Annotated in this window: 26 protein-coding genes; 7 read left to right on the top strand and 19 right to left on the bottom strand. The window is 60.0% G+C overall.

The genetic code is table 11. From position 1 onward, the window contains the following. The first annotated feature begins 5 nt into the window (after positions 1-5). A complete protein-coding gene (aat, locus tag AMK02_RS09515; protein ID WP_064802205.1) occupies positions 6-620 on the top strand; it encodes a leucyl/phenylalanyl-tRNA--protein transferase in 615 nt (204 codons plus the stop codon). A gap of 75 nt (positions 621-695) precedes the next feature. Further along, positions 696-1,622 carry a DUF2167 domain-containing protein gene (locus tag AMK02_RS09510; RefSeq protein ID WP_064802203.1) on the top strand — a complete coding sequence of 309 codons (927 nt, stop codon included), beginning with the start codon at positions 696-698 and terminating at the stop codon, positions 1,620-1,622. Positions 1,623-1,692: 70 nt separating this feature from the next. On the opposite strand, the gene AMK02_RS09505 is transcribed toward AMK02_RS09510, so the two are convergent. The 5 genes from AMK02_RS09505 to gatB all read right to left on the bottom strand — a co-directional run bounded on the left by AMK02_RS09505 (position 1,693) and on the right by gatB (position 5,235). Further along, positions 1,693-2,133 carry a DUF2155 domain-containing protein gene (locus AMK02_RS09505; RefSeq protein ID WP_064802201.1) on the bottom strand — a complete coding sequence of 147 codons (441 nt, stop codon included), beginning with the start codon at positions 2,131-2,133 and terminating at the stop codon, positions 1,693-1,695. A gap of 114 nt (positions 2,134-2,247) precedes the next feature. Continuing rightward, positions 2,248-2,646 (bottom strand): NADH:ubiquinone oxidoreductase subunit NDUFA12, encoded by a 399-nt coding sequence (locus tag AMK02_RS09500; RefSeq protein WP_064802199.1) that lies wholly within the window; start codon positions 2,644-2,646, stop codon positions 2,248-2,250. A gap of 102 nt (positions 2,647-2,748) precedes the next feature. Continuing rightward, positions 2,749-3,222, bottom strand: a complete 474-nt coding sequence (locus tag AMK02_RS09495; protein WP_064802197.1) for a GNAT family N-acetyltransferase — start codon at positions 3,220-3,222, stop codon at positions 2,749-2,751. Positions 3,223-3,226: 4 nt separating this feature from the next. Then, positions 3,227-3,730 carry a GNAT family N-acetyltransferase gene (locus AMK02_RS09490; protein ID WP_064802194.1) on the bottom strand — a complete coding sequence of 168 codons (504 nt, stop codon included), beginning with the start codon at positions 3,728-3,730 and terminating at the stop codon, positions 3,227-3,229. Positions 3,731-3,732: 2 nt separating this feature from the next. Next, a complete protein-coding gene (gene gatB / locus AMK02_RS09485) occupies positions 3,733-5,235 on the bottom strand; it encodes an Asp-tRNA(Asn)/Glu-tRNA(Gln) amidotransferase subunit GatB (protein WP_064802192.1) in 1,503 nt (500 codons plus the stop codon). Between the two features lie 146 nt (positions 5,236-5,381). Here gatB and AMK02_RS09480 point away from each other — a divergent pair, with 146 nt between their 5' ends. Continuing rightward, positions 5,382-5,693 (top strand): DUF1294 domain-containing protein, encoded by a 312-nt coding sequence (locus tag AMK02_RS09480; protein ID WP_064802190.1) that lies wholly within the window; start codon positions 5,382-5,384, stop codon positions 5,691-5,693. A 3-nt stretch (positions 5,694-5,696) separates the two neighbouring features. On the opposite strand, the gene AMK02_RS09475 is transcribed toward AMK02_RS09480, so the two are convergent. Beyond that, a complete protein-coding gene (locus AMK02_RS09475; protein ID WP_064802188.1) occupies positions 5,697-6,206 on the bottom strand; it encodes a GNAT family N-acetyltransferase in 510 nt (169 codons plus the stop codon). 311 nt (positions 6,207-6,517) lie between these two features. On the opposite strand from AMK02_RS09475, the gene AMK02_RS09470 reads away from it, so the two are divergent. After that, entirely contained in the window at positions 6,518-6,775 is a 258-nt protein-coding gene (locus AMK02_RS09470) for a YjhX family toxin (RefSeq protein ID WP_064802186.1), read from the top strand. 442 nt (positions 6,776-7,217) lie between these two features. Here AMK02_RS09470 and AMK02_RS09465 read toward each other — a convergent pair whose 3' ends face one another. The 9 genes from AMK02_RS09465 to AMK02_RS09425 form a co-directional block, all read right to left on the bottom strand. Then, on the bottom strand, positions 7,218-7,754 hold the full coding sequence (locus AMK02_RS09465; RefSeq protein ID WP_064802184.1) for a hypothetical protein: 537 nt from the start codon (positions 7,752-7,754) through the stop codon (positions 7,218-7,220). A gap of 186 nt (positions 7,755-7,940) precedes the next feature. After that, complete coding sequence (locus tag AMK02_RS09460) at positions 7,941-8,285, bottom strand: hypothetical protein (RefSeq protein ID WP_145924224.1); 345 nt, start codon at positions 8,283-8,285, stop codon at positions 7,941-7,943. Further along, positions 8,279-8,773: a hypothetical protein gene (locus AMK02_RS31105; protein ID WP_145924223.1), complete on the bottom strand. Its 495-nt coding sequence runs from the start codon at positions 8,771-8,773 to the stop codon at positions 8,279-8,281. Before AMK02_RS31105 ends, AMK02_RS09460 begins: the two co-directional genes overlap by 7 nt. A gap of 328 nt (positions 8,774-9,101) precedes the next feature. Beyond that, positions 9,102-9,596, bottom strand: coding sequence for a hypothetical protein (locus AMK02_RS31100; RefSeq protein ID WP_145924222.1), 495 nt, complete (start codon positions 9,594-9,596; stop codon positions 9,102-9,104). A 275-nt stretch (positions 9,597-9,871) separates the two neighbouring features. Beyond that, positions 9,872-10,147 carry a hypothetical protein gene (locus AMK02_RS09445; RefSeq protein WP_064802178.1) on the bottom strand — a complete coding sequence of 92 codons (276 nt, stop codon included), beginning with the start codon at positions 10,145-10,147 and terminating at the stop codon, positions 9,872-9,874. 25 nt (positions 10,148-10,172) lie between these two features. Further along, the gene (locus AMK02_RS09440) at positions 10,173-10,637 is read right to left on the bottom strand and encodes a GNAT family N-acetyltransferase (protein WP_064802176.1); all 465 of its coding nucleotides are present in this window, start codon (positions 10,635-10,637) and stop codon (positions 10,173-10,175) included. 20 nt (positions 10,638-10,657) lie between these two features. Then, a complete protein-coding gene (gatA, locus tag AMK02_RS09435; RefSeq protein ID WP_020921154.1) occupies positions 10,658-12,139 on the bottom strand; it encodes an Asp-tRNA(Asn)/Glu-tRNA(Gln) amidotransferase subunit GatA in 1,482 nt (493 codons plus the stop codon). Positions 12,140-12,198: 59 nt separating this feature from the next. Further along, positions 12,199-12,486: an Asp-tRNA(Asn)/Glu-tRNA(Gln) amidotransferase subunit GatC gene (gene gatC / locus AMK02_RS09430; RefSeq protein ID WP_009992749.1), complete on the bottom strand. Its 288-nt coding sequence runs from the start codon at positions 12,484-12,486 to the stop codon at positions 12,199-12,201. Positions 12,487-12,555: 69 nt separating this feature from the next. Next, on the bottom strand, positions 12,556-13,260 hold the full coding sequence (locus AMK02_RS09425) for a metal-dependent hydrolase (RefSeq protein ID WP_064802174.1): 705 nt from the start codon (positions 13,258-13,260) through the stop codon (positions 12,556-12,558). A 113-nt stretch (positions 13,261-13,373) separates the two neighbouring features. Here AMK02_RS09425 and ruvX point away from each other — a divergent pair, with 113 nt between their 5' ends. Next, positions 13,374-13,868 carry a Holliday junction resolvase RuvX gene (ruvX, locus tag AMK02_RS09420; RefSeq protein WP_064802172.1) on the top strand — a complete coding sequence of 165 codons (495 nt, stop codon included), beginning with the start codon at positions 13,374-13,376 and terminating at the stop codon, positions 13,866-13,868. On the opposite strand, the gene AMK02_RS09415 is transcribed toward ruvX, so the two are convergent. From AMK02_RS09415 to AMK02_RS09410, 3 genes are all read right to left on the bottom strand, one after another. Further along, a complete protein-coding gene (locus AMK02_RS09415) occupies positions 13,805-14,137 on the bottom strand; it encodes a DUF6105 family protein (RefSeq protein ID WP_064802170.1) in 333 nt (110 codons plus the stop codon). The genes ruvX and AMK02_RS09415 overlap by 64 nt on opposite strands. Next, positions 14,134-14,307 (bottom strand): hypothetical protein, encoded by a 174-nt coding sequence (locus AMK02_RS31695; RefSeq protein ID WP_189637010.1) that lies wholly within the window; start codon positions 14,305-14,307, stop codon positions 14,134-14,136. Before AMK02_RS31695 ends, AMK02_RS09415 begins: the two co-directional genes overlap by 4 nt. A 147-nt stretch (positions 14,308-14,454) precedes the next feature. After that, entirely contained in the window at positions 14,455-15,114 is a 660-nt protein-coding gene (locus AMK02_RS09410; protein ID WP_064802168.1) for a TetR/AcrR family transcriptional regulator, read from the bottom strand. Between the two features lie 238 nt (positions 15,115-15,352). Here AMK02_RS09410 and map point away from each other — a divergent pair, with 238 nt between their 5' ends. Together map and radC are read left to right on the top strand one after the other, a co-directional pair. After that, positions 15,353-16,189 (top strand): type I methionyl aminopeptidase, encoded by an 837-nt coding sequence (gene map / locus AMK02_RS09405; RefSeq protein ID WP_064802166.1) that lies wholly within the window; start codon positions 15,353-15,355, stop codon positions 16,187-16,189. A gap of 7 nt (positions 16,190-16,196) precedes the next feature. Further along, positions 16,197-17,021, top strand: coding sequence for a RadC family protein (radC, locus tag AMK02_RS09400; protein ID WP_064806101.1), 825 nt, complete (start codon positions 16,197-16,199; stop codon positions 17,019-17,021). Between the two features lie 201 nt (positions 17,022-17,222). Here radC and AMK02_RS09395 read toward each other — a convergent pair whose 3' ends face one another. Beyond that, the gene (locus tag AMK02_RS09395) at positions 17,223-17,972 is read right to left on the bottom strand and encodes an SDR family NAD(P)-dependent oxidoreductase (RefSeq protein WP_064802163.1); all 750 of its coding nucleotides are present in this window, start codon (positions 17,970-17,972) and stop codon (positions 17,223-17,225) included. Positions 17,973-18,118: the final 146 nt, after the last annotated feature.

The raw sequence follows: 18,118 nt of genomic DNA, 5'->3' as shown, positions 1-18,118 counted from the left end.
CAGGAATGGCAGGATCGCGCAGGAAGTCACCAGGCATAACCCCTGACATCCTCCTGCGCGCCTATTCCATCGGCCTCTTTCCGATGGCCGAGTCCGCCGATGACCCGGAGATCTTCTGGGTCGAACCGGAATTGCGCGGCGTCCTGCCGCTCGATGATTTCCATATCTCGAAAAGCCTCGCAAAAACGGTGCGCAGGAAACCGTTCGAAATCCGCTTCGATCACGATTTCGACCAGGTGATCGCGGCTTGCGCGGAGGAAACATCGGGACGCCCGAGCACCTGGATCAACCAGACGATCCGATCGCTTTATTCCACGCTGTTCGAAATCGGTCATGCCCATACCGTCGAAGCCTGGGACGGCGATCAACTGGTCGGCGGCCTCTACGGCGTCTCGCTTGGCTCGGCCTTCTTCGGCGAAAGCATGTTTTCACGCCGGACGGACGCCTCGAAAATCTGCCTTGTACACCTGGTCGACCGGCTGAGGGAAAAGGGCTTCACGCTGCTCGATACGCAATTTACCACCGAGCACCTGAAGACGTTCGGAGCGATCGACGTGCCGAAGACCGAATATGCGTTGTTGCTTGCCAACGCGATGGAATCGCCACACCTGAAGTTTTAAATGTGATCGTTTCATCCTTGCGTTGATTTTCAGGCCGATTTGAATAGGCTCGGCCATGCAACGGGGGATAGAATTTTGAAACGATATTTTGCGGCCGCAATCCTTTTCGCCTTGTTCACGGGTCAAGCCGGGGCACGCCCTTACCAGGAGATGTTCCCTGCCAGGGCTTTTTCGGACGCAGAAAAACCACTGCTGCAAAAGCTCGATTTTCAACAGGGTGCAATCAAGCTGCCTGCTGCAAAGGCAATGCTGAACGTGCCCGAAGGCTTCTACTATCTCAATTCCGCAGATACGAAGAAGGTGCTGGTCGATATCTGGGGAAATCCGCCGCAGGCTGCTGAGGGAACGATGGGGATGATCTTCCCGGCGAAATACGCGCCGACCGATATCGCGGCCTGGGGTTCCATTGTCGAATACAGCGCCGACGGCTATGTCTCAGACGCCGATGCCGCCACGACCGATTACGATGAACTGCTGCAGAACATCAAGGATTCCATTCGGGAAAACAACGTCGAGCGCGAAAAGCAGGGTTTTCAAAAGATCACGCTTGTCGGCTGGGCCTCGACGCCGCATTACGACAAATCTGCGCATGCGATGCATTGGGCGCGCGATCTGCTTTTCGGTGATGATGCGCAAGCCCCACATACGCTTAACTACTCCGTGCGCGTTCTTGGTCGCCAGGGCGTATTCGAGTTCGATTTCGTGGCTGGCCTGAACCAGTTGAAGGAGATCGAGCAGGTCATTCCGACCGTCACGACGCTCGTGCAGTTCGACAAGGGAATGGCCTATACCGACTTCGTCGAAGGCGACAAGATCGCGGCCTACGGAATGGCCGGCATGATCGCCGCGGGTGCGGGCGCCAAGATCGCCGCAAAGGTGGGGCTCCTGGCGCTTGCCGCCGCCTTTCTGAAAAAGGCCGGTATCCTTATTGTCATCGTGCTTGGCGGTGCGCTTCGGTTTGCCAAAGGTCTTTTCACGCGAAACAAGACACCCACGGCATAGGCTCGCGGCTTAACCAGGAGACGGCGCCGAAATTGTGAAGCTTTTTTGGCGTCTGCCTAGCTGATATCAATCAGCGAGCCGGCGCCTTGGCGCTGTCGGGTTCCGGGACGTCCGAGCTTGTCTTGCAGTCCTTCAGCCAGACGTCGTAGATCGGATGCTCGACGGCGTTGAGGCCGGGGCTGTCGGCGAACATCCAGCCGGTGAAGATGCGGCGGATCTTGCGGTCGAGGGTGATTTCGTCGACTTCGACAAAGCCGTCGATCTTCTGCGCTTCCGCCTGGTCGCGCGAATAGCAGGCCTTCGGCGTCACCTGCAGGGCGCCGAACTGTACCGTCTCATTGACATAGACATCGAACGTCGTGATGCGGCCGGTGATCTTGTCGAGACCAGAGAAGACGGCAACCGGATTGTCAATGCGGGCGGCATGCGCCGCAACCGGTGGAAGCAGAGCCGAGAGCGCCAGCAGCGATCCGGCGCCACGCAGGACCATGTACCGCGTGAAGAGCTTCATATGCACCCGTCTCCAGACATTTTCGGTTCACGGCCGCTGTCAAGCGCGGCCAACCTGCGGGTAAAGGTCAATTGTGGCCAAAAGCCGGGCTTGCGATCGCCCGGTCGGGCCGTCTCAGTTGCCGGGCGTCCAGGCGTCGTAATCGCCGGTGACACGCGGCCGCTCGCCCGGAACCGCGAGCGAGCCCGGCGGACGGTAGGCCTGTGGCGAACCGGTGAGGTTCGGACGATGCGTCTTCTGCCATTCCTTGGCGACGTAGTCTTCCTTGGACGGCGGAACATCGGTGCGATGATGCATCCAACCATGCCAGCCCGGCGGAATGGCGGAGGCTTCGGCATAACCCTTGTAGATCACCCAGCGCTTCGGCAGGCCATAGGAAGACATGCCGCCTTCATAATAGACGTTGCCGAACTCATCCTCGCCGACGCGCTTGCCAAAACGCCAGGTCGCAAAACGCGTGCCTATCGTCTGACTGTTCCACCAGGTGAAGATTTGAACCAGAAGATTCCGCATGTCTTTTCCTTGTGCCCGCCAGTGCGGGCCAAACCAGAATTTAGCTCCTCGCTTATGCCGTCGCCAAGCCGAATTGTCCAGCGATTCCACGAGAGGCAAGGGTCATTTCAAGGCCATCTTGAAGCCGAGATGCGAAGGCTTGAAGCCAAGCCTTTCATAGAAACGATGGGCATCCTTGCGTATGGCATTCGAGGTCAGCTGTACCAGCCGCACGCCGCGGCCTTTTGCCTCTGATATGGCGAATTCGATCATTCCAGTGCCGATGCCCTGCCCGCGCATGTCGGCCCGCGTCTGCACCGCCTCGATGATCATCGTCGAAGAACCACGGCCTGTCAGCGAGGTCGTGAGCATCGTCTGGAACGTGCCGACCACTTCGCCGCCGCACTCTGCGACATAAAGCGTCTGGTTCAGCGAAGCCTCAATGACGGCGAAGGCCTTGGCATAATCGGCAAAAGCCTCGGCATCCGACGTATCGCCGTGACCGCCGAGAGCATCGGCGGCAAACATCGCCACAAGCGCCGGCAGATCGTCCCCCTGCGCTTGGCGAATGAGAATATCGGATAACTCGACCGCCACGGTCTTAATGCCCTTCCAGCGGTTTTTCGAAAATCAGCGAGGGAATGCCGGATTGTCCGGGTGCGCTGTTCTCGTTGCGGCCGATTTCGGTGAAATCATGCGCCCGGTAGAAGGCGATCGCCGCCGCATTCTGCGGCTCGACTTCCAGACGCATGATCTCAGCGTCCGGAAAGCAGGTTTCGAGCTCGGCGAAGATATCGCGGCCGATGCCCTGGCGCTGCAGCGACGGATTGACGTAGAGGAGATGCAGCATGACCGTCTTCGTCAACGCTTGCGACATCGCTGCATACCCCACGCCGCCGATGTTGCGGCCATTATCGGCGACGAGGAACTCGGCATCCTTGCGCGCCAGCCGCGCCTTCAGCGCTGCCGGCGTAAAGAGATGGGCGATCAGATCGTCCACCTTTGTTTTGCCGTGGAGTTCGTCATAGGTGGCGTGAAAGCTCTCCACCAGAAGAGCGCGCACCTTCTCGAGGTCGCGCTCTCCGGCGGTGCGGACGAAATACACGGTTATTCCTCGATGCCGAGCTTCGCCTTGACGAGCGCCTGGACCGCCTGCGGATTGGCCTTGCCGCCGGTCGCCTTCATCACCTGGCCGACGAACCATGCCGCCATGGTCGGCTTCGCCTTGACCTTTTCGACCTGTTCGGGATTGGCGGCGATGATCTCGTCCACGGCCTTTTCGATGGCGCCGGTATCCGTCACCTGCTTCATGCCGCGCGATTCGACGATCTCGGCGGGATCGCCGCCTTCGGTCAGCACGATCTCGAAAAGGTCTTTGGCGATCTTGCCGGAGATGGTTCCGGCCTTGATGAGGTCGATGATCGCGCCGAGCTGAGCCGGCGAGACCGGCGTCTGTTCGATGTCCTTGCCGGTACGGTTGAGCGCACCGAGCAGGTCGTTGATCACCCAGTTTGCCGCCGTCTTGCCGTCGCGGCCGGCGGCCACTGCCTCGAAATAATCGGCGATCGCCTTTTCGGAAACGAGCACGGAGGCATCGTAGACCGACAGGCCGAGTTCACGCACGAAGCGCTCCTTCTTGTCGTCGGGCAGTTCCGGCAGATCGGCTTCGAGCGCCTTGACGAAGGCATCGTCGAATTCGAGGGGCAGCAGATCCGGATCGGGGAAGTAGCGGTAATCATGCGCGTCTTCCTTGGAGCGCATGGAACGGGTCTCGCCCTTGTTCGGGTCGAAGAGGCGTGTCTCCTGATCGATCGTGCCACCGTCTTCCAGAATGCCGATCTGGCGGCGCGCTTCGTATTCGATCGCCTGGCCGATGAAGCGGATCGAATTGACGTTCTTGATTTCGCAGCGCGTGCCGAAAGCCTCGCCCGGACGGCGCACGGAGACGTTGACGTCGGCGCGCATCGAGCCTTCGTCCATGTTGCCGTCGCAGGTTCCGAGATAGCGCACGATCGAACGCAGCTTGGTCATATAGGCCTTGGCTTCATCGGATGAGCGCATGTCGGGTTTGGAGACGATCTCCATCAGCGCCACGCCGGAACGGTTCAGATCGACATAGGACATGGTCGCGTGCTGGTCGTGCATCGACTTGCCGGCATCCTGCTCGAGGTGCAGGCGCTCGATGCCGATTTCGATATCCTCGAACTGGCCCTGGCGATCCGGTCCGAGCGAAATGACGATCTTGCCCTCGCCGACGATCGGATCCTTGTATTGCGAGATTTGATAGCCCTGCGGCAGGTCGGGGTAGAAGTAGTTCTTGCGGTCGAAGAGCGAACGCTTGTTGATCTCAGCTTTGAGGCCGAGACCGGTGCGCACGGCCTGCTTGACGCATTCCTCGTTGATGACGGGCAGCATGCCGGGCATGGCGGCATCGACCAGCGATACGTTCGAATTCTGCGGCTTGCCGAATTCCGTCGAAGCGCCGGAGAAGAGCTTCGAATTGGACAGCACCTGGGCGTGGACTTCCATGCCGACAATGACCTCCCAGTCGCCGGTGGCGCCGGGGATGAAGCGTTTCGGATCGGGCGTGCGGACGTCGACAATGGTCATCTGATGCTCTTTGCAGGCTGTTCTTTTCCACTGGTGAGGTAAAGGAAATGGCATTCCGGTGCAAGGCTTTCCCCATCGCACACGGCGGTTTGACGAAGGGCGGCGACATTTGCCTTGGGTTAACCGGGGCATGGCAGTGTAGCCGCATGACGATGACCGACATCACCAAATTGGCCGCACTGTTTCTGGCGCTGAACCTGATCGTCTTTTCGGTCTATTTCCTCGACAAGCAGGCGGCGCGCCAGGGCGGGTGGCGCATCAGCGAGCGTACGCTTCTGACCCTTGCGCTGATCGGCGGCAGCCTCGGTGCGGTGGCGGCACAGCAGCTCCTGCGCCACAAGACGAGGAAGGAGCCGTTCCGGTCGATGCTGGCGGCGATCCTGGTCCTCCACGGCGCCTTGGCCGCGGCGCTGGTCTTCGCGCCGTTATGGGCCCCTCGCCTTCATCTGGATTTTTAAACTTCAGAATTCCTGCCCATAGCCGCCTGGGCTGCCCGAAACCAGCGGCTTCGTCAGCCCGACAGAGGGCACGTCGCGGTCAAGCTTCGGATTATAGGCGACCGACAGCCAGTGGATGCCGTAACCGTGCTTCCGAAAAAAGCCGATTGCCTCGCTATTGCCGGAATGAGTCTGCACCGCCGCCGTCTCGAAGCCTCGGCCGGCGATATCCTTCTCGATGCGTTCGAGAAGGGCTGAGCCGAGTCCCTGCCGGGTGAAGATGGGATCGATCCAGAAATCCGAGATGGTTTCGTCCAATCCCTCGCGTGCAGCCCAGCCTGCGACCTGGCCGTTCTGCTCGATGACCGTGATGGTCAGCCAGTCATTCTCCACGAAGTGGCGAAAGGCGTTGCGCGCCGCGTCGATCATCGCATCCGATTCGCCGATCGAGGCCATCGCCTTCTGCCAGGCCCTGAGCCCGATCTCGCTCAAGAGCTCCGCTTCCCCGTCTCGGGCATTGCGAATGTGGATCAACGACACCTCCGCGTTACCCCTCTAGCTAGATCACTGAGTCGCGGAATTTACCAGTAGCTGCAAAGGGATGATCAACCGAAACCAGTGTTTTTGACCGGTTTTCACCGACAAGGATGCTCTTGACCGCTTTTTCCGGGCTGAATAATAGATCTTGTCGAGGTGTTTTATGTTGAGCCTGCCTGAGACCCGGTAAAGGCCCTGCCCGCAAGTTGTCTTGCGCGCATGGGCCCGAAAAAAACGAAGCCCTGACGTTCGAATGAGCGCCAGATCGTTTTTGTGCGCCCCTACGGCGCGATACCGGATCTCACAACATGGACATTTCCCGCACGGAGCAGCGCATCCTGCATCTCATGGCCCAAGGCGGCCGCATCGAAATTACCCGCGACGACTACAGAAAGATCGAAAACGTCAGTTGCTTCACCCGCGACGGCTGGCTCTATCCCGGCGTCGACCTCGATCTCTTCAGGAGATTGAAACGGCTGAAGGCGATCAGGTCTTCAGGCGGCCAGCCCTACCGGATCACCGAAAGGGGGCTGAGGCTGGTCAGATCGCAGTTGGACAACAGATAGGTCAAGTGCCCAACCCTGGTCGCGCCTCAGACCGGCGCGGTCGGGGGCCCAGCTTCTACTCGCAGGCGACCTATGGGGTGACACTCGACAACCGATTGGCGCCGTCCCAGGTCAGTGTGCGGCTGCCGTTGAGACCATGTTGCCGTTGGCGTCATAGTCGCATAGTCGATGGTCTTGGCGCCGATCTGCGTTGCCGCATGCGGACGGATCGCTCATGCCGTCATTGATAGACATAGGCGCCGATCCGTGCGCGTAAGAGAGGATTGTGATTGGTGTCGTAGCTGTAGGTCTCGTCGAGGGTGTTGTCGCCGGCATTGTCGGCTCCGGCCACGCGAGAGAGATCGTCATAGCCATAGCTCCAGTTTTCGTTGCGTGTCAGGCCGGGGATGGTCTTGTTCCTGCCTAGTTTGTCACGGCTGTGGTTTAGGAGCTGACGCCGTCATTACTTCTTACGCCAGGAGTTAATTTCCTTAGCGAGTTGCGGGTCGTGTCGTAACTCGTCAACCGCATCTTTGCTGATAGCAGCCTTCGAGCGTCTTAAAGGTCCGATCAGCAAGAGGCGGCTTTCTCCATGGGCGGGATCTTTTGCCAGCTCAATAAGCTGGGGGAGCGTGTCTTCAGTTGCTGATCCGGAAAGCGCACAAGCTAACGCCTCCTTAAAACCCAGCACGAATTCCGTCTCCTCACCGGGGAAAACGGGGCCTTTGCCCTGTTTTGCGTTGATGTATTGCTGAACAAGGAAATCCCAATATTCACTGGCCGCGGGAACCGCTAGAGCTCTGGCAATCCCATTTCGTGTTCGATCGGAATAAGGTAATTGCAAATGCTTCATCAAGATCGGCACCAGGGTTGGATGTCCACTCCTGCTGTTAACCAGGTCCCAAACAGACGTGATGTTCGCGCCCGCCTCCCGCAGGTCATTGACAATAGGTTGCTCCTCTTCAAGCAACCGAGCATCGCGAATGGCCCAAATATCCATTTCATTCTCCTATATCTGACCCACTCCTTCAATAATCACCGTTCTATGTCCCTTCGATTATAAAGCCGTCTTCAATTGCCCTTCGGAGAGGCCCTGATCTCTGTGTCGTTGGTCGGTCGAACAGATCGAAGCGCAAACCCCGAGAAATGGCAATGTCGATGTAATCTCTCAACTACTGGGTGAAATTCAGCTTTCCGACGTTTTCACCTCTGACAGCGTTGATCGCGTGATCCCATCAGGAATTCGAACCCTTCCATTTACGGTGATTTTCTCCTTCGCCCCAATGTCAACCTGAGCGCGGACAGCGGCTTCACCATCTCGCCCAATCGAGCCGGGATAGGCGCCGATCCGGCTGCGCGCGAGAAGATTGTGATTGGTGTCGTAGCTGTAGGTCTCGTCGAGGCTGTTGTCGCCGCCGGTTAGACGGGAGAGATCGTCATAGGTATAGGTCCAGTTGTCGTTGGCCGCCAGGCCGGTAATCGTCTTGATTCGGCCGAGCCGGTCGCGGCCGTACTGATTGTCCATCAGCACCGTTGTAGCCAGCGCCGCGTCGGCGAATAGCTGAAGCTCGTCGTCACGCCATTGCTATAGGCGATCGACGTCGTCTGGCCATCGGCTTCATAGCTCGTCGCATCGACCAGTCCGGGAATGCTCGATAGCGGGTCGGCCTCGTTATAGAGCCAGGGCGACATCGTCTCACCGACGGCGACAGTCGTCGGCGAATAGCTCATCGCCGTCGTCTTGCCGGTCGGCCCGTGCTCAACCGTGGTGGTGTTCGTCGCTCCGTCGATCGTCGTGCTGGTGATGCTCTTGTCACCGGCGCCATCGTAGAAGCGGCTGTAGGTCACCGTCGCATTGGCATTCTCAGCCTTGGTCAGCATGCCGGCATTGTGCAACGAACCGCTGGCGGCGGGCTCGTCATAGCTGTTCTCAGCCAGCAGCGTCGGCACCGTCGCACCCGGTTCCGTCACCTCCTTGCGGAGCACCCGGCCCATCTGGTCGTAGGCGATCGTCGTCACCGCGCCGCGCATCCGTCTGGCGGATCAGCCGGCCGGCATCGTCATAGTCATAGGACCAGTTGCCGAGATCCGGATCGCTTGCCGTCAGCCGGTTGCCGAGCAGATCGTAGGTGTAGGTCCATTGCGCGCCTTCGGGTCACGCACTCCCAGCAGACGGCCGAGTGGGTCGTAGGCGCGATACTCATAGCTCGATCCAAAGGTCAACAGCACATACCGCTACGTGTGTAGTCCCGGAGAGTAACGGCGGTAGACTACGCATGACTTACCACTGAGACAAACAGGTATGAATGGCCAGACCTGAAGCGCGGCCATCCTAATCGGCGCTTAATTATTGCTTCCCGACAGTTCTCAGCCAGGCGCCTCCAACTTCAGCACGCTCAGCTTCCCACTCTGGCGGAAGATCTGCGATTTGATTAAGCGTCGAGTCGGCATCGAGCAAGACGCCGACGCTAACGTGATATGGTTCAAGCGGATCACTGTGATCAACACCCCCGCATAAAAACTGCCAGTCACCCTCTTCTCTAATAACGAGGCGCGCAGGCCGTTCACGCCGGAACATATGGCCGCAGCAGTAGACGCCCAATCGCGGATCTTCGAACTTTGAACTGCCCATCCCATACTCCTTATCTGTAGCGAGGTGGTAACGAGAGAGATCGTCATAGCCATAGGTCCAGTTGTCGTTGCCTGCCAGACCGGTGATCGTCTTGATCCGGCCTAGTTTGTCACGAGTGTACTGATTGTCCATCAGCACCGTCGTGCCCATAGCCGTCGTCACCCGATCCAGCCAGCGCCGGGTCGGCGGATAGCTGAAGATGGTCGTCACGCATTGGATGTAGGCGATCGATATCGTCTGGCCGTCGGCTTCGTAGCTGGTGGAGTCGTTCAGTCCCGCATTCCGACCTTTTCTGAATAACGGTAGGTGCCCACGATTTTTAGTCTTGAAGCAGGTTGAAGACTGTCGCCCATAGCGCATCCTTTGACGCGGGAGACAAGAAGCCCATAGCAGCTGGGGGCAGTCAGATTGCAGCCGGACATAAATAGGGCTAGGCGACCAACTCACTTTGGCCGCGCCTTAAACCGACACGGTCAGGGCAAAGCTCAAGCCTTTGCGGACAATTCCGCCCGCATCGCCGCCCACTCGTCGACCATTGCGCCCGAGCCGCGCGTCTTGCCGGCGCGGCGATACCAGTAGTCGGCATTCCAGTCGTCACCCTCGATGCGATGGCAGAGGGCGTGGCCCCAGTCGAACGGCTGTTCGCCTTCGTGGCGCTGACAAATATCGTGAACCGCCTGCCAATCCGCGCCCATGGCGAAGCCGCCGGCGGCAAGGCGATCGATTGCCTCGATCAGGCGCATAAGATCATTGCCTGCCATGAAGCCCTCCAGTTTCGGCTATTGTTCAGCCTAGCAGCTTCTCCAGATGCACCTTTTCGAGTGGGACGCCCATGCTCCTCGAGAATTCGATGCCGTGCCAGATGATGGTGAAACCACAGCGTTTGTAAAGCCGGATCGCGCCCAGGTTTCTGGCATGCGTGTCGATCCGGACGGTCGTCAGTCCTTCGGCCGCCATCAGCTCGCACAGATGCAACAGCAGAGCCCCGCCCACCCCCTTGGCCTGATGAGTGGGATGCACCCAGAGATCGGACACATAGTTGGGTTCGCCTTCACGAGCGCCCCAGCCAACGATCTCCGCGTCGAGCTCGGCCACGAAGATCTCACCCTTTGTCTCTCGCGGAAAAACGCTGAATTCGTGTCTGACTTTGGCAATCACCTCAGGGTCGCGATAACTGTCGTCGAAGGCGTCGGCTGCGGCCCATGCCGCGAAGCCGACGGCGCCGACCGTTTCGTGGTCGGCGGATGTCATCTTTCGGATCGTGAGACCCGTTACCACCACTTGGCCGGCGTAAACTTGCCGGCGGCCTGCTCAATGACGTAGGCGGTCTTGAAGAGGGTCTCCTCGTCGAAGGCCTTGCCGATGAGCTGCAGGCCGAGCGGCAGGCCCTTATGGTCGAGGCCGGCAGGCACGGCGATGCCGGGCAGGCCCGCCATGTTGACCGTCACCGTGAAGATGTCGTTCAGGTACATCTTCACCGGATCGGCCGCGAGGTTTTCGTCAGCAACACCGAAGGCGGAGGACGGCGTTGCCGGGGTGAGGATGGCGTCGACGCCGGCATCGAAGGCCAGTTCGAAATCGCGCTTGATCAGCGTGCGGACCTTCTGGGCACGGATGTAATAGGCGTCGTAATAGCCGGCCGACAGCACATAGGTGCCGATCATGATGCGGCGCTTGACTTCCTTGCCGAAGCCGGCTGCACGCGTCTTTTCGTACATGTCGACAATATCCTTGCCGTCGACGCGCAGGCCGTAGCGCACGCCGTCGTAACGCGCGAGGTTCGAGGACGCCTCGGCAGGCGCGACGATGTAATAGGCGGGAAGCGCGTATTTGGTGTGCGGCAGGGAGATATCGACGATTTCGGCGCCGGCATCCTTCAGCCAGGCGATGCCCTGGCGCCAGAGGGTCTCGATTTCCTCGGGCATGCCATCGACGCGGTATTCATTCGGAATGCCGATCTTCATGCCCTTCAGCGACTGGCCGAGGACGGCTTCATAATCCGGTACCGGCAGATCGACGGACGTGGTGTCCTTCGCGTCGACGCTTGCCATCGACTTCAGCAGGATAGCGGCATCACGCACATCACGGGCGATCGGGCCCGCCTGGTCGAGCGAGGAGGCGAAGGCGACGGTGCCCCAGCGCGAGCAGCGGCCATAGGTCGGCTTGATGCCGACGGTGCCGGTGAAGGCGGCCGGCTGGCGGATCGAGCCGCCGGTATCGGTCGCGGTGGCGCCGGCGCAAAGATGGGCGGCAACAGCAGCGGCCGAGCCGCCGGAGGAGCCGCCCGGGACGAGTTGCTGGTTGGAGCCCTCTGCCCGCCAGGGATTGATCACCGGACCGTAATAGGACGTCTCGTTTGACGAGCCCATGGCGAACTCGTCCATGTTCAGCTTGCCGAGCATGACGGCGCCATCATCCCAGAGGTTCTGCGTCACGGTCGATTCATAACGCGGCTCGAAACCATCGAGAATATGGCTGCAGGCCTGGGTGTGGACGCCGACGGTGGCGAAGAGATCCTTAATGCCAAGCGGAATGCCTTCGAGCTCGCCCGCCGTGCCGGCGGCGATCCGCTCGTCCGATTTTCTCGCCATGACGCGGGCCAGATCAGGCGTGACCTTCACATAGGCGTTCAGCCGCTCATTGGCCGCATCGATCGCCGAAATATAGGCTTCGGTCAGCTCGATTGCGGTGATTTCCTTGGCGCGCAGCTTCTCGCGGGCTTCGGCAATGGTCAGGCTGGTGAGTTCGCTCATCGTGTTTTCGCTTCAGATCTTGAAAATGGCAACAGGGTCGGAAAGAGGCTTTCGAAGCCTTATTCGACGACTTTCGGCACCAGGAAGAAATTATGGTCGGTGACGGGCGCATTGGCGACGATATCGGCGGCCTTGTTGCCGTCGGTCACCTCGTCGGTCCGCTTCTTCATCGCCATCGGCGTCACCGATGTCATCGCCTCGACGCCATCGACATTGACCTCGGAAAGCTGCTCGACGAAGCCCAAAATGCCGTTCAGCTCGCCGACCATGCGATTTGCCTCATCCTCAGAGACGGCAATACGGGCAAGTTTGGCGACGCGCTTCACGGTGGCAAGATCGACGGACATGGCATTCTCCGGATAGGATTTTTCCTACCCGCTATAAAGGCCATGTCCGCCCGGTGCAACGGGGTTTCGTCAGATCGACAGGCTCTCGGCAGGCTTCAGCGCCCTCGCCTCAGTCTTCGATCCCTCCATGCCGGCAACGAATTTATCGGGCGTCTGGTCGATGATCGGGAAGGTGCCGAAATGGCAGGGGATCGCGGTCTTGAAGCTGAAATAGCGCTGGCAGGCGAGTGCCGCCACCGCGCCACCCATGGTGAAGCGGTCGCCGATCGGCACGAAGCCGATGTCGGGCTGGTGCAACTCGTTGATCAGCGCCATGTCGGAGAAGATGTCGGTGTCGCCCATGGCAAAGATCGAGGCTTCGTCGTCGAAATGCAGCATCAGACCATTGGCGCTGCCGAGCGCATGTGAGACGCCGTCCTCGGTGATCTGGGCCGAGGAATGCAGCGCATTGGTGAACGTGGCGGAGAAGCCGCCGAACGTGACCGTCCCGCCGGTATTGCCCATCTCGATCCTGTCGACGCCCTTGGAGCCGAGCCACGCGGCGAGATCGGCATTTGCAAGAACGACGGCGCCGGTTTCCTTGGCAAGCGCTACGGTATCGCCGACATGGTCGCCATGGCCATGGGTCAGCAGGATATGGGTGATGCCTGCGGACACATCCTTGATGTCCTGGCCGGAAAAGGAGGCGTTATGGCTGAGGAAGGGATCGAGCAGGATCTTCGCCTTTGATGTCTCGATGCGGAAGGCGGAATGGCCAAGCCAGGTGATCTTCATGAAATCTCTCCTTACGTGATGCAAAATCTGATTTCGATGGTAAGGACATATCTCATGCCCCGGCAAAGGAAAGCGGCGGCGGCTTCAATTTCTTTTGACGGGATGAAACGGCAATGACGGTGCTGACGATCGAGGAAATGGCTGAAACCCTTGCCCCCGGGCAGGCGATCGCCGGGCTCGATCTCGGCACCAAAACGATCGGGCTTTCGATGTCCGATCTCGGCCGGCGCTTCGCCACGCCGCGACCGGTGATCCGCCGCGTCAAGTTCACAATCGATGCGCAGGCGCTGCTGGACTTCGCGACGGCGGAAAAGGTTGCCGGCTTCATCATCGGCCTGCCGATGAATATGGACGGATCGGCGGGGCCGCGCGTACAGGCGACGCGCGCTTTCGTGCGCAATATGGAGCAGAAAACGGTGCTGCCCTTCGTCTATTGGGACGAACGGCTTTCGACGGTCGCGGCCGAACGGACGCTCATCGAAATGGACGTCTCTCGTGCCAAGCGAGCCGAACGGATCGATTCGGCCGCGGCAAGCTTCATCCTTCAGGGGGCCCTCGACAGGCTGTCCTCGCTCGCAAGGTCTGCGGGAGACGAATTCAGCGCCTGACGCGCCTTCCACCAAGCGGCGATCAACTTACGCTTTCTGAAGCCCAGGATGGCGAAGACGACGAGACTGTCCACCGCAATGGCGCGGGCAACGAGCGGCGGAATGGTTTCCGGCGGAATGCCGAGGGCTTCGCCATAAATCGCGAAAGTCAGGTCATGGACCTGCCGTGTCAGCATGAAGATGCCGAAATTCATGTCGTAATAGGAGAGCCAGTACCATGCGCCCAGAAAGACGATAGGACCGGCCCAGAAGACTAGAAACCACTTCATGCGGCTTCTCCTCCCTGCTTGCGGGCGATGGGCAGATCGAGGGAAACCAGCCAGGTCGACAACGCCATGATGCAAAGCACCAGCGTGGGAATTGCAATATCCAGCGCCAGGATTGCGAAGAACATCATTGCCGTCACCAGAATTGTGGCTTTCGCGATCTTGCTTCCCATGGGCGTCAACTCGGGACTCTCACTCGTACCATCTCTGCTCCCCGCCACACTGTCGGGTTAACCAGCCCCACGCAACGTAAACCATTCGTTAAGGTTAACGCCGGGCCTCCTCCCTGTGGATGAATGGAGCCTATGGATGAAAGGGTGTCAGCCGTACACGCCGCGCACGAGACGCTTCAGTGCCGTCGCTGCCTTCTCCCAGTCCTTCGACGTCTTCAGCGATAGGCCGGCGCACTGGCCGCCGGCTGCGCCGGAAAGCACGAGGTGCTGGATCGCCGCGATCACGACGGCATTGACGGCTGCCGCATCCACGCCCTTCGGTGGCGCCAGCGAACCGCGCATGCGATCCAGCCAAAGGGCAAGAGCCTTCGAACGGGCCTCGGACAGCCGCCTCACCTGCTCGGTATTTTCCGATACTTCCCAGGCGAGGATGCGGCGCATCAGCGGATCATTTCTCAAGGCGTCGAGCAGCAGAAGCGCCAGCCGCTCCATCAGATCGCCGTAGGTGAGCATGAACATGCCGCCGGCATCTTCCGGAATGCGATCCCTCACCCATGTGCCGAGATCCGCGCCGATCGCCTCGACCAAACCGTCAAGGCCGCCATAGTAGCGGTAGATCAACTGCTTGTCGCAGCCGGCGCGGCGGGCGACCGCATTGATGCCGAAATTCTGGAAGCCCTCCTGCGCCAGCAGGCTCTTGGCGGCGGCAAGGATGGCGCGCTCGGTGGCGCCGCGATCGCGCACGCGCCGTTCCGCCTCCGCACCAACCCCGGGCGAATTATCAAGATTTTCAGCTTCACTCAGCATGACCGACCCTTCCCCGCTGTCACCAATCGGTGAGTAGCGGGGAGACCTTATCCGATCAATCCTATCCCCTTGGGAAGATTGTGGATATTTCTTCCATGCACTCAGAATCCGGCGTCGGATGGGCGCGGGAGACGGCGCGAATCCTTTCAGAAATCTCGTCCCGACGGTTGATCGCGATGGACGAACCCCGCATAGCTGCATTATGAACAAATCTAACAATCTCCGCTAAGGCCCTGCAATGGTGAATTATATCGAAGCCTCCTCCGCGCCGCCGAAGAATACGGGTGCCATCCGGCTTTACGATGGGCAGGCGTTCGAAGGCATGCGCAGGGCGTGCCAGCTGACCGCGCGCTGCCTCGATGCGCTTGCCGATATCGTCAGGCCCGGCCTGCTTACCGACGAGATCGACCGATTCGTATTCGATTTCGGCATGGACCACGGCGCGTATCCGGCGACGCTGAATTATCGCGGCTATACCAAATCCACCTGCACCTCGATCAATCACGTCGTCTGCCACGGCATTCCAAACGACAAGCCGCTGCGCGAGGGCGATATCGTCAATATCGACGTTACCTTCGTGCTCGACGGCTGGCATGGCGATTCGAGCCGGATGTATCCGGTCGGCACGATCAAGCGCGCCGCCGAGCGGCTGCTCGAGGTCACCTATGAATCCCTGATGCGCGGCATATCAGCCGTCAGGCCCGGCGCCCGCACCGGCGCGATCGGCGAGGCGATCCAGGCCTATGCGGAGGCCGAGCGCTGTTCGGTGGTGCGCGATTTCTGCGGCCACGGCGTCGGCCGGCTGTTTCACGATTCGCCGAACATCCTGCATTATGGCCGCGCCAATGAAGGGCCGGAGCTGCGTGAAGGCATGATCTTCACCATCGAGCCGATGATCAATCTCGGCCGGCCGCATGTGAAGGTGCTCGCCGACGGCTGGACGGCCGTGACCCGCGACCGCTCGCTTTCGGCGCAGTATGAACACACGGTCGGCGTCACCGCCGATGGCTGCGAAATCTTCACGCTGTCACCGGGTGGCCTCGACCGGCCCGGACTGCCGCCGCTTGCCAGGTGACGATCTGATGGCGAAGCGGCCTGTTGCGACATCTTCCGACGACAAGCTGCTTTTCGAGACTGAAGAGCCTGTTGTCGACGAACGCTCGTTCTTCGGCGGCCGGCCGCAAAAATCAGCCGCGCCGAACGCCCGGACCGCCCTACCCGCCTCGCTTTCCAGGCCGGAACATTATCACGGTCATCGCGAGCGGCTGCGTGACCGCTTCCGCGAACTCGGCGATACGGCGCTTGCCGATTACGAAATCCTCGAACTCCTACTTTTCCGGCTGATCCCGCGACGCGACACCAAGCCGATCGCCAAGGCGCTCATCGAACGATTCGGCTCTCTCGCCGGCGTCTTTGGCGCGCCGGCGGCGCTACTGACGGAGGTGAAGGGCGTCGGCGAGAATGTCGCCCTCGACCTGAAACTGATCGCCACCGTCGCTCACCGGACCCTGAAGAGCGAGATCAGAAGCAAGCAGGTTCTATCCTCCTGGTCCTCGGTTATCCAGTATTGCCACGCCGCCATGGCGCACGAGACACGCGAACAGTTCCGCATCCTCTTCCTCGACAAGCGCAACGTGCTGATCGCTGATGAGGTGCAGGGCCGCGGCACGGTCGACCATACGCCGGTCTATCCCCGCGAGGTGGTCAAACGCGCGCTCGAGCTTTCGGCAACAGCGATCATCCTCGTCCACAACCACCCCTCCGGCGACCCGACGCCCTCACGCACCGACATCGACATGACGAAGGTGATCATCGAGGCGGCCAAGGCCCTCGACATCACCGTCCACGACCACATCATCATCGGCAAGGACGGCCATGTCAGCCTCAAGGGGCTGAAGCTGATCTGATAAGCACTGGGGCTGATCGCCGACGGGATGCAGAGCCCGGCCTGCCGATAATGTCACGGCCTGTCCGCGCGATGCCGCCGATCCCGCGAGGTCGCCAGATAGCATTCGAGGCGAGCGGAGATTGAGCAAGGCTGGATTGAAGCCGAACCGAACCGATCGCCCGCTCGAACTCGCGCGTGCTTTTGTCCAGCGGGTCCAGCATCAGGCGGCGAAGCCCCCATCGACAGCATAGTCCGAACCGGTGACGAAGCTTGCTTGATCCGAAGCGAGAAACGCCACGACAGACGCGACTTCTTCTACCGTACCAAAGCGCCCCATCGGCACGATCTGCTTCACTCTGTCGATGTGTGCCTGAGCCTCTTCCGGCGATTGGTCCGTCTTCTCGTAAATCGGTGTTTCGATCGGGCCGACGCCCACCGAGTTCACGCGGACGCCATCCTTGGCCAATTCCTTCGCCCACACCCGGGTAAACATATTCACCGAAGCCTTGCTGGCCGCGTAGGTGGACATATTTGGCAGAGGTTTGGCCACGACCGAGGTGGAGATATTAATGACGTTGCCCTTGGCCTGCTTCAGCAGCGGCAGCGACTGTTTCGTCAAATCCACCAAGCCGCGCACATTGACCAGGAAGACATTGTCATACTCGCTCATGTCTAGTTCGGAAAACGGCGTCACCGGCGCTACGCCGGCATTGTTGACCAGAATGTCCAGTTTCCCATGGCGTGCGCTGATTTCCGACAGGACACGCGCGATATCCGCAGGCTTGCCGATGTCGGCCGTGACATAGAAAATCCTGTCGTGCTGGCTTGCTGATTCCTTGAGAGCGCTTTCCGTGCGACCAATGATAATCACGTCGACGCCTTCGTGCGCCAGGCGCTTTGCGATACCGCGGCCAATTCCCGTGCCGCCACCTGTGACGAGCGCCGTCTTACCGTTCAAACCAACCATCATGTTTTGCTCCTCTGTTGCTCAAAGCTCAGTGACGCCCTATGCACTGCGGACGCGTGCGGCTTTGCGGTCTGTATTTGCTCAAGCCATCCGGCCAGCAGTTCATCTGCCCGTCCGCTTCCGAATTGTCTTAACGTCATTGACTCCCG

The organism is Rhizobium sp. N731 (assembly GCF_001664145.1).
Taxonomy (GTDB): domain Bacteria; phylum Pseudomonadota; class Alphaproteobacteria; order Rhizobiales; family Rhizobiaceae; genus Rhizobium; species Rhizobium esperanzae.
The sequence above is the reverse complement of the archived record's forward strand: the minus strand, read 5'-3'. Positions and strand labels throughout refer to the sequence as shown.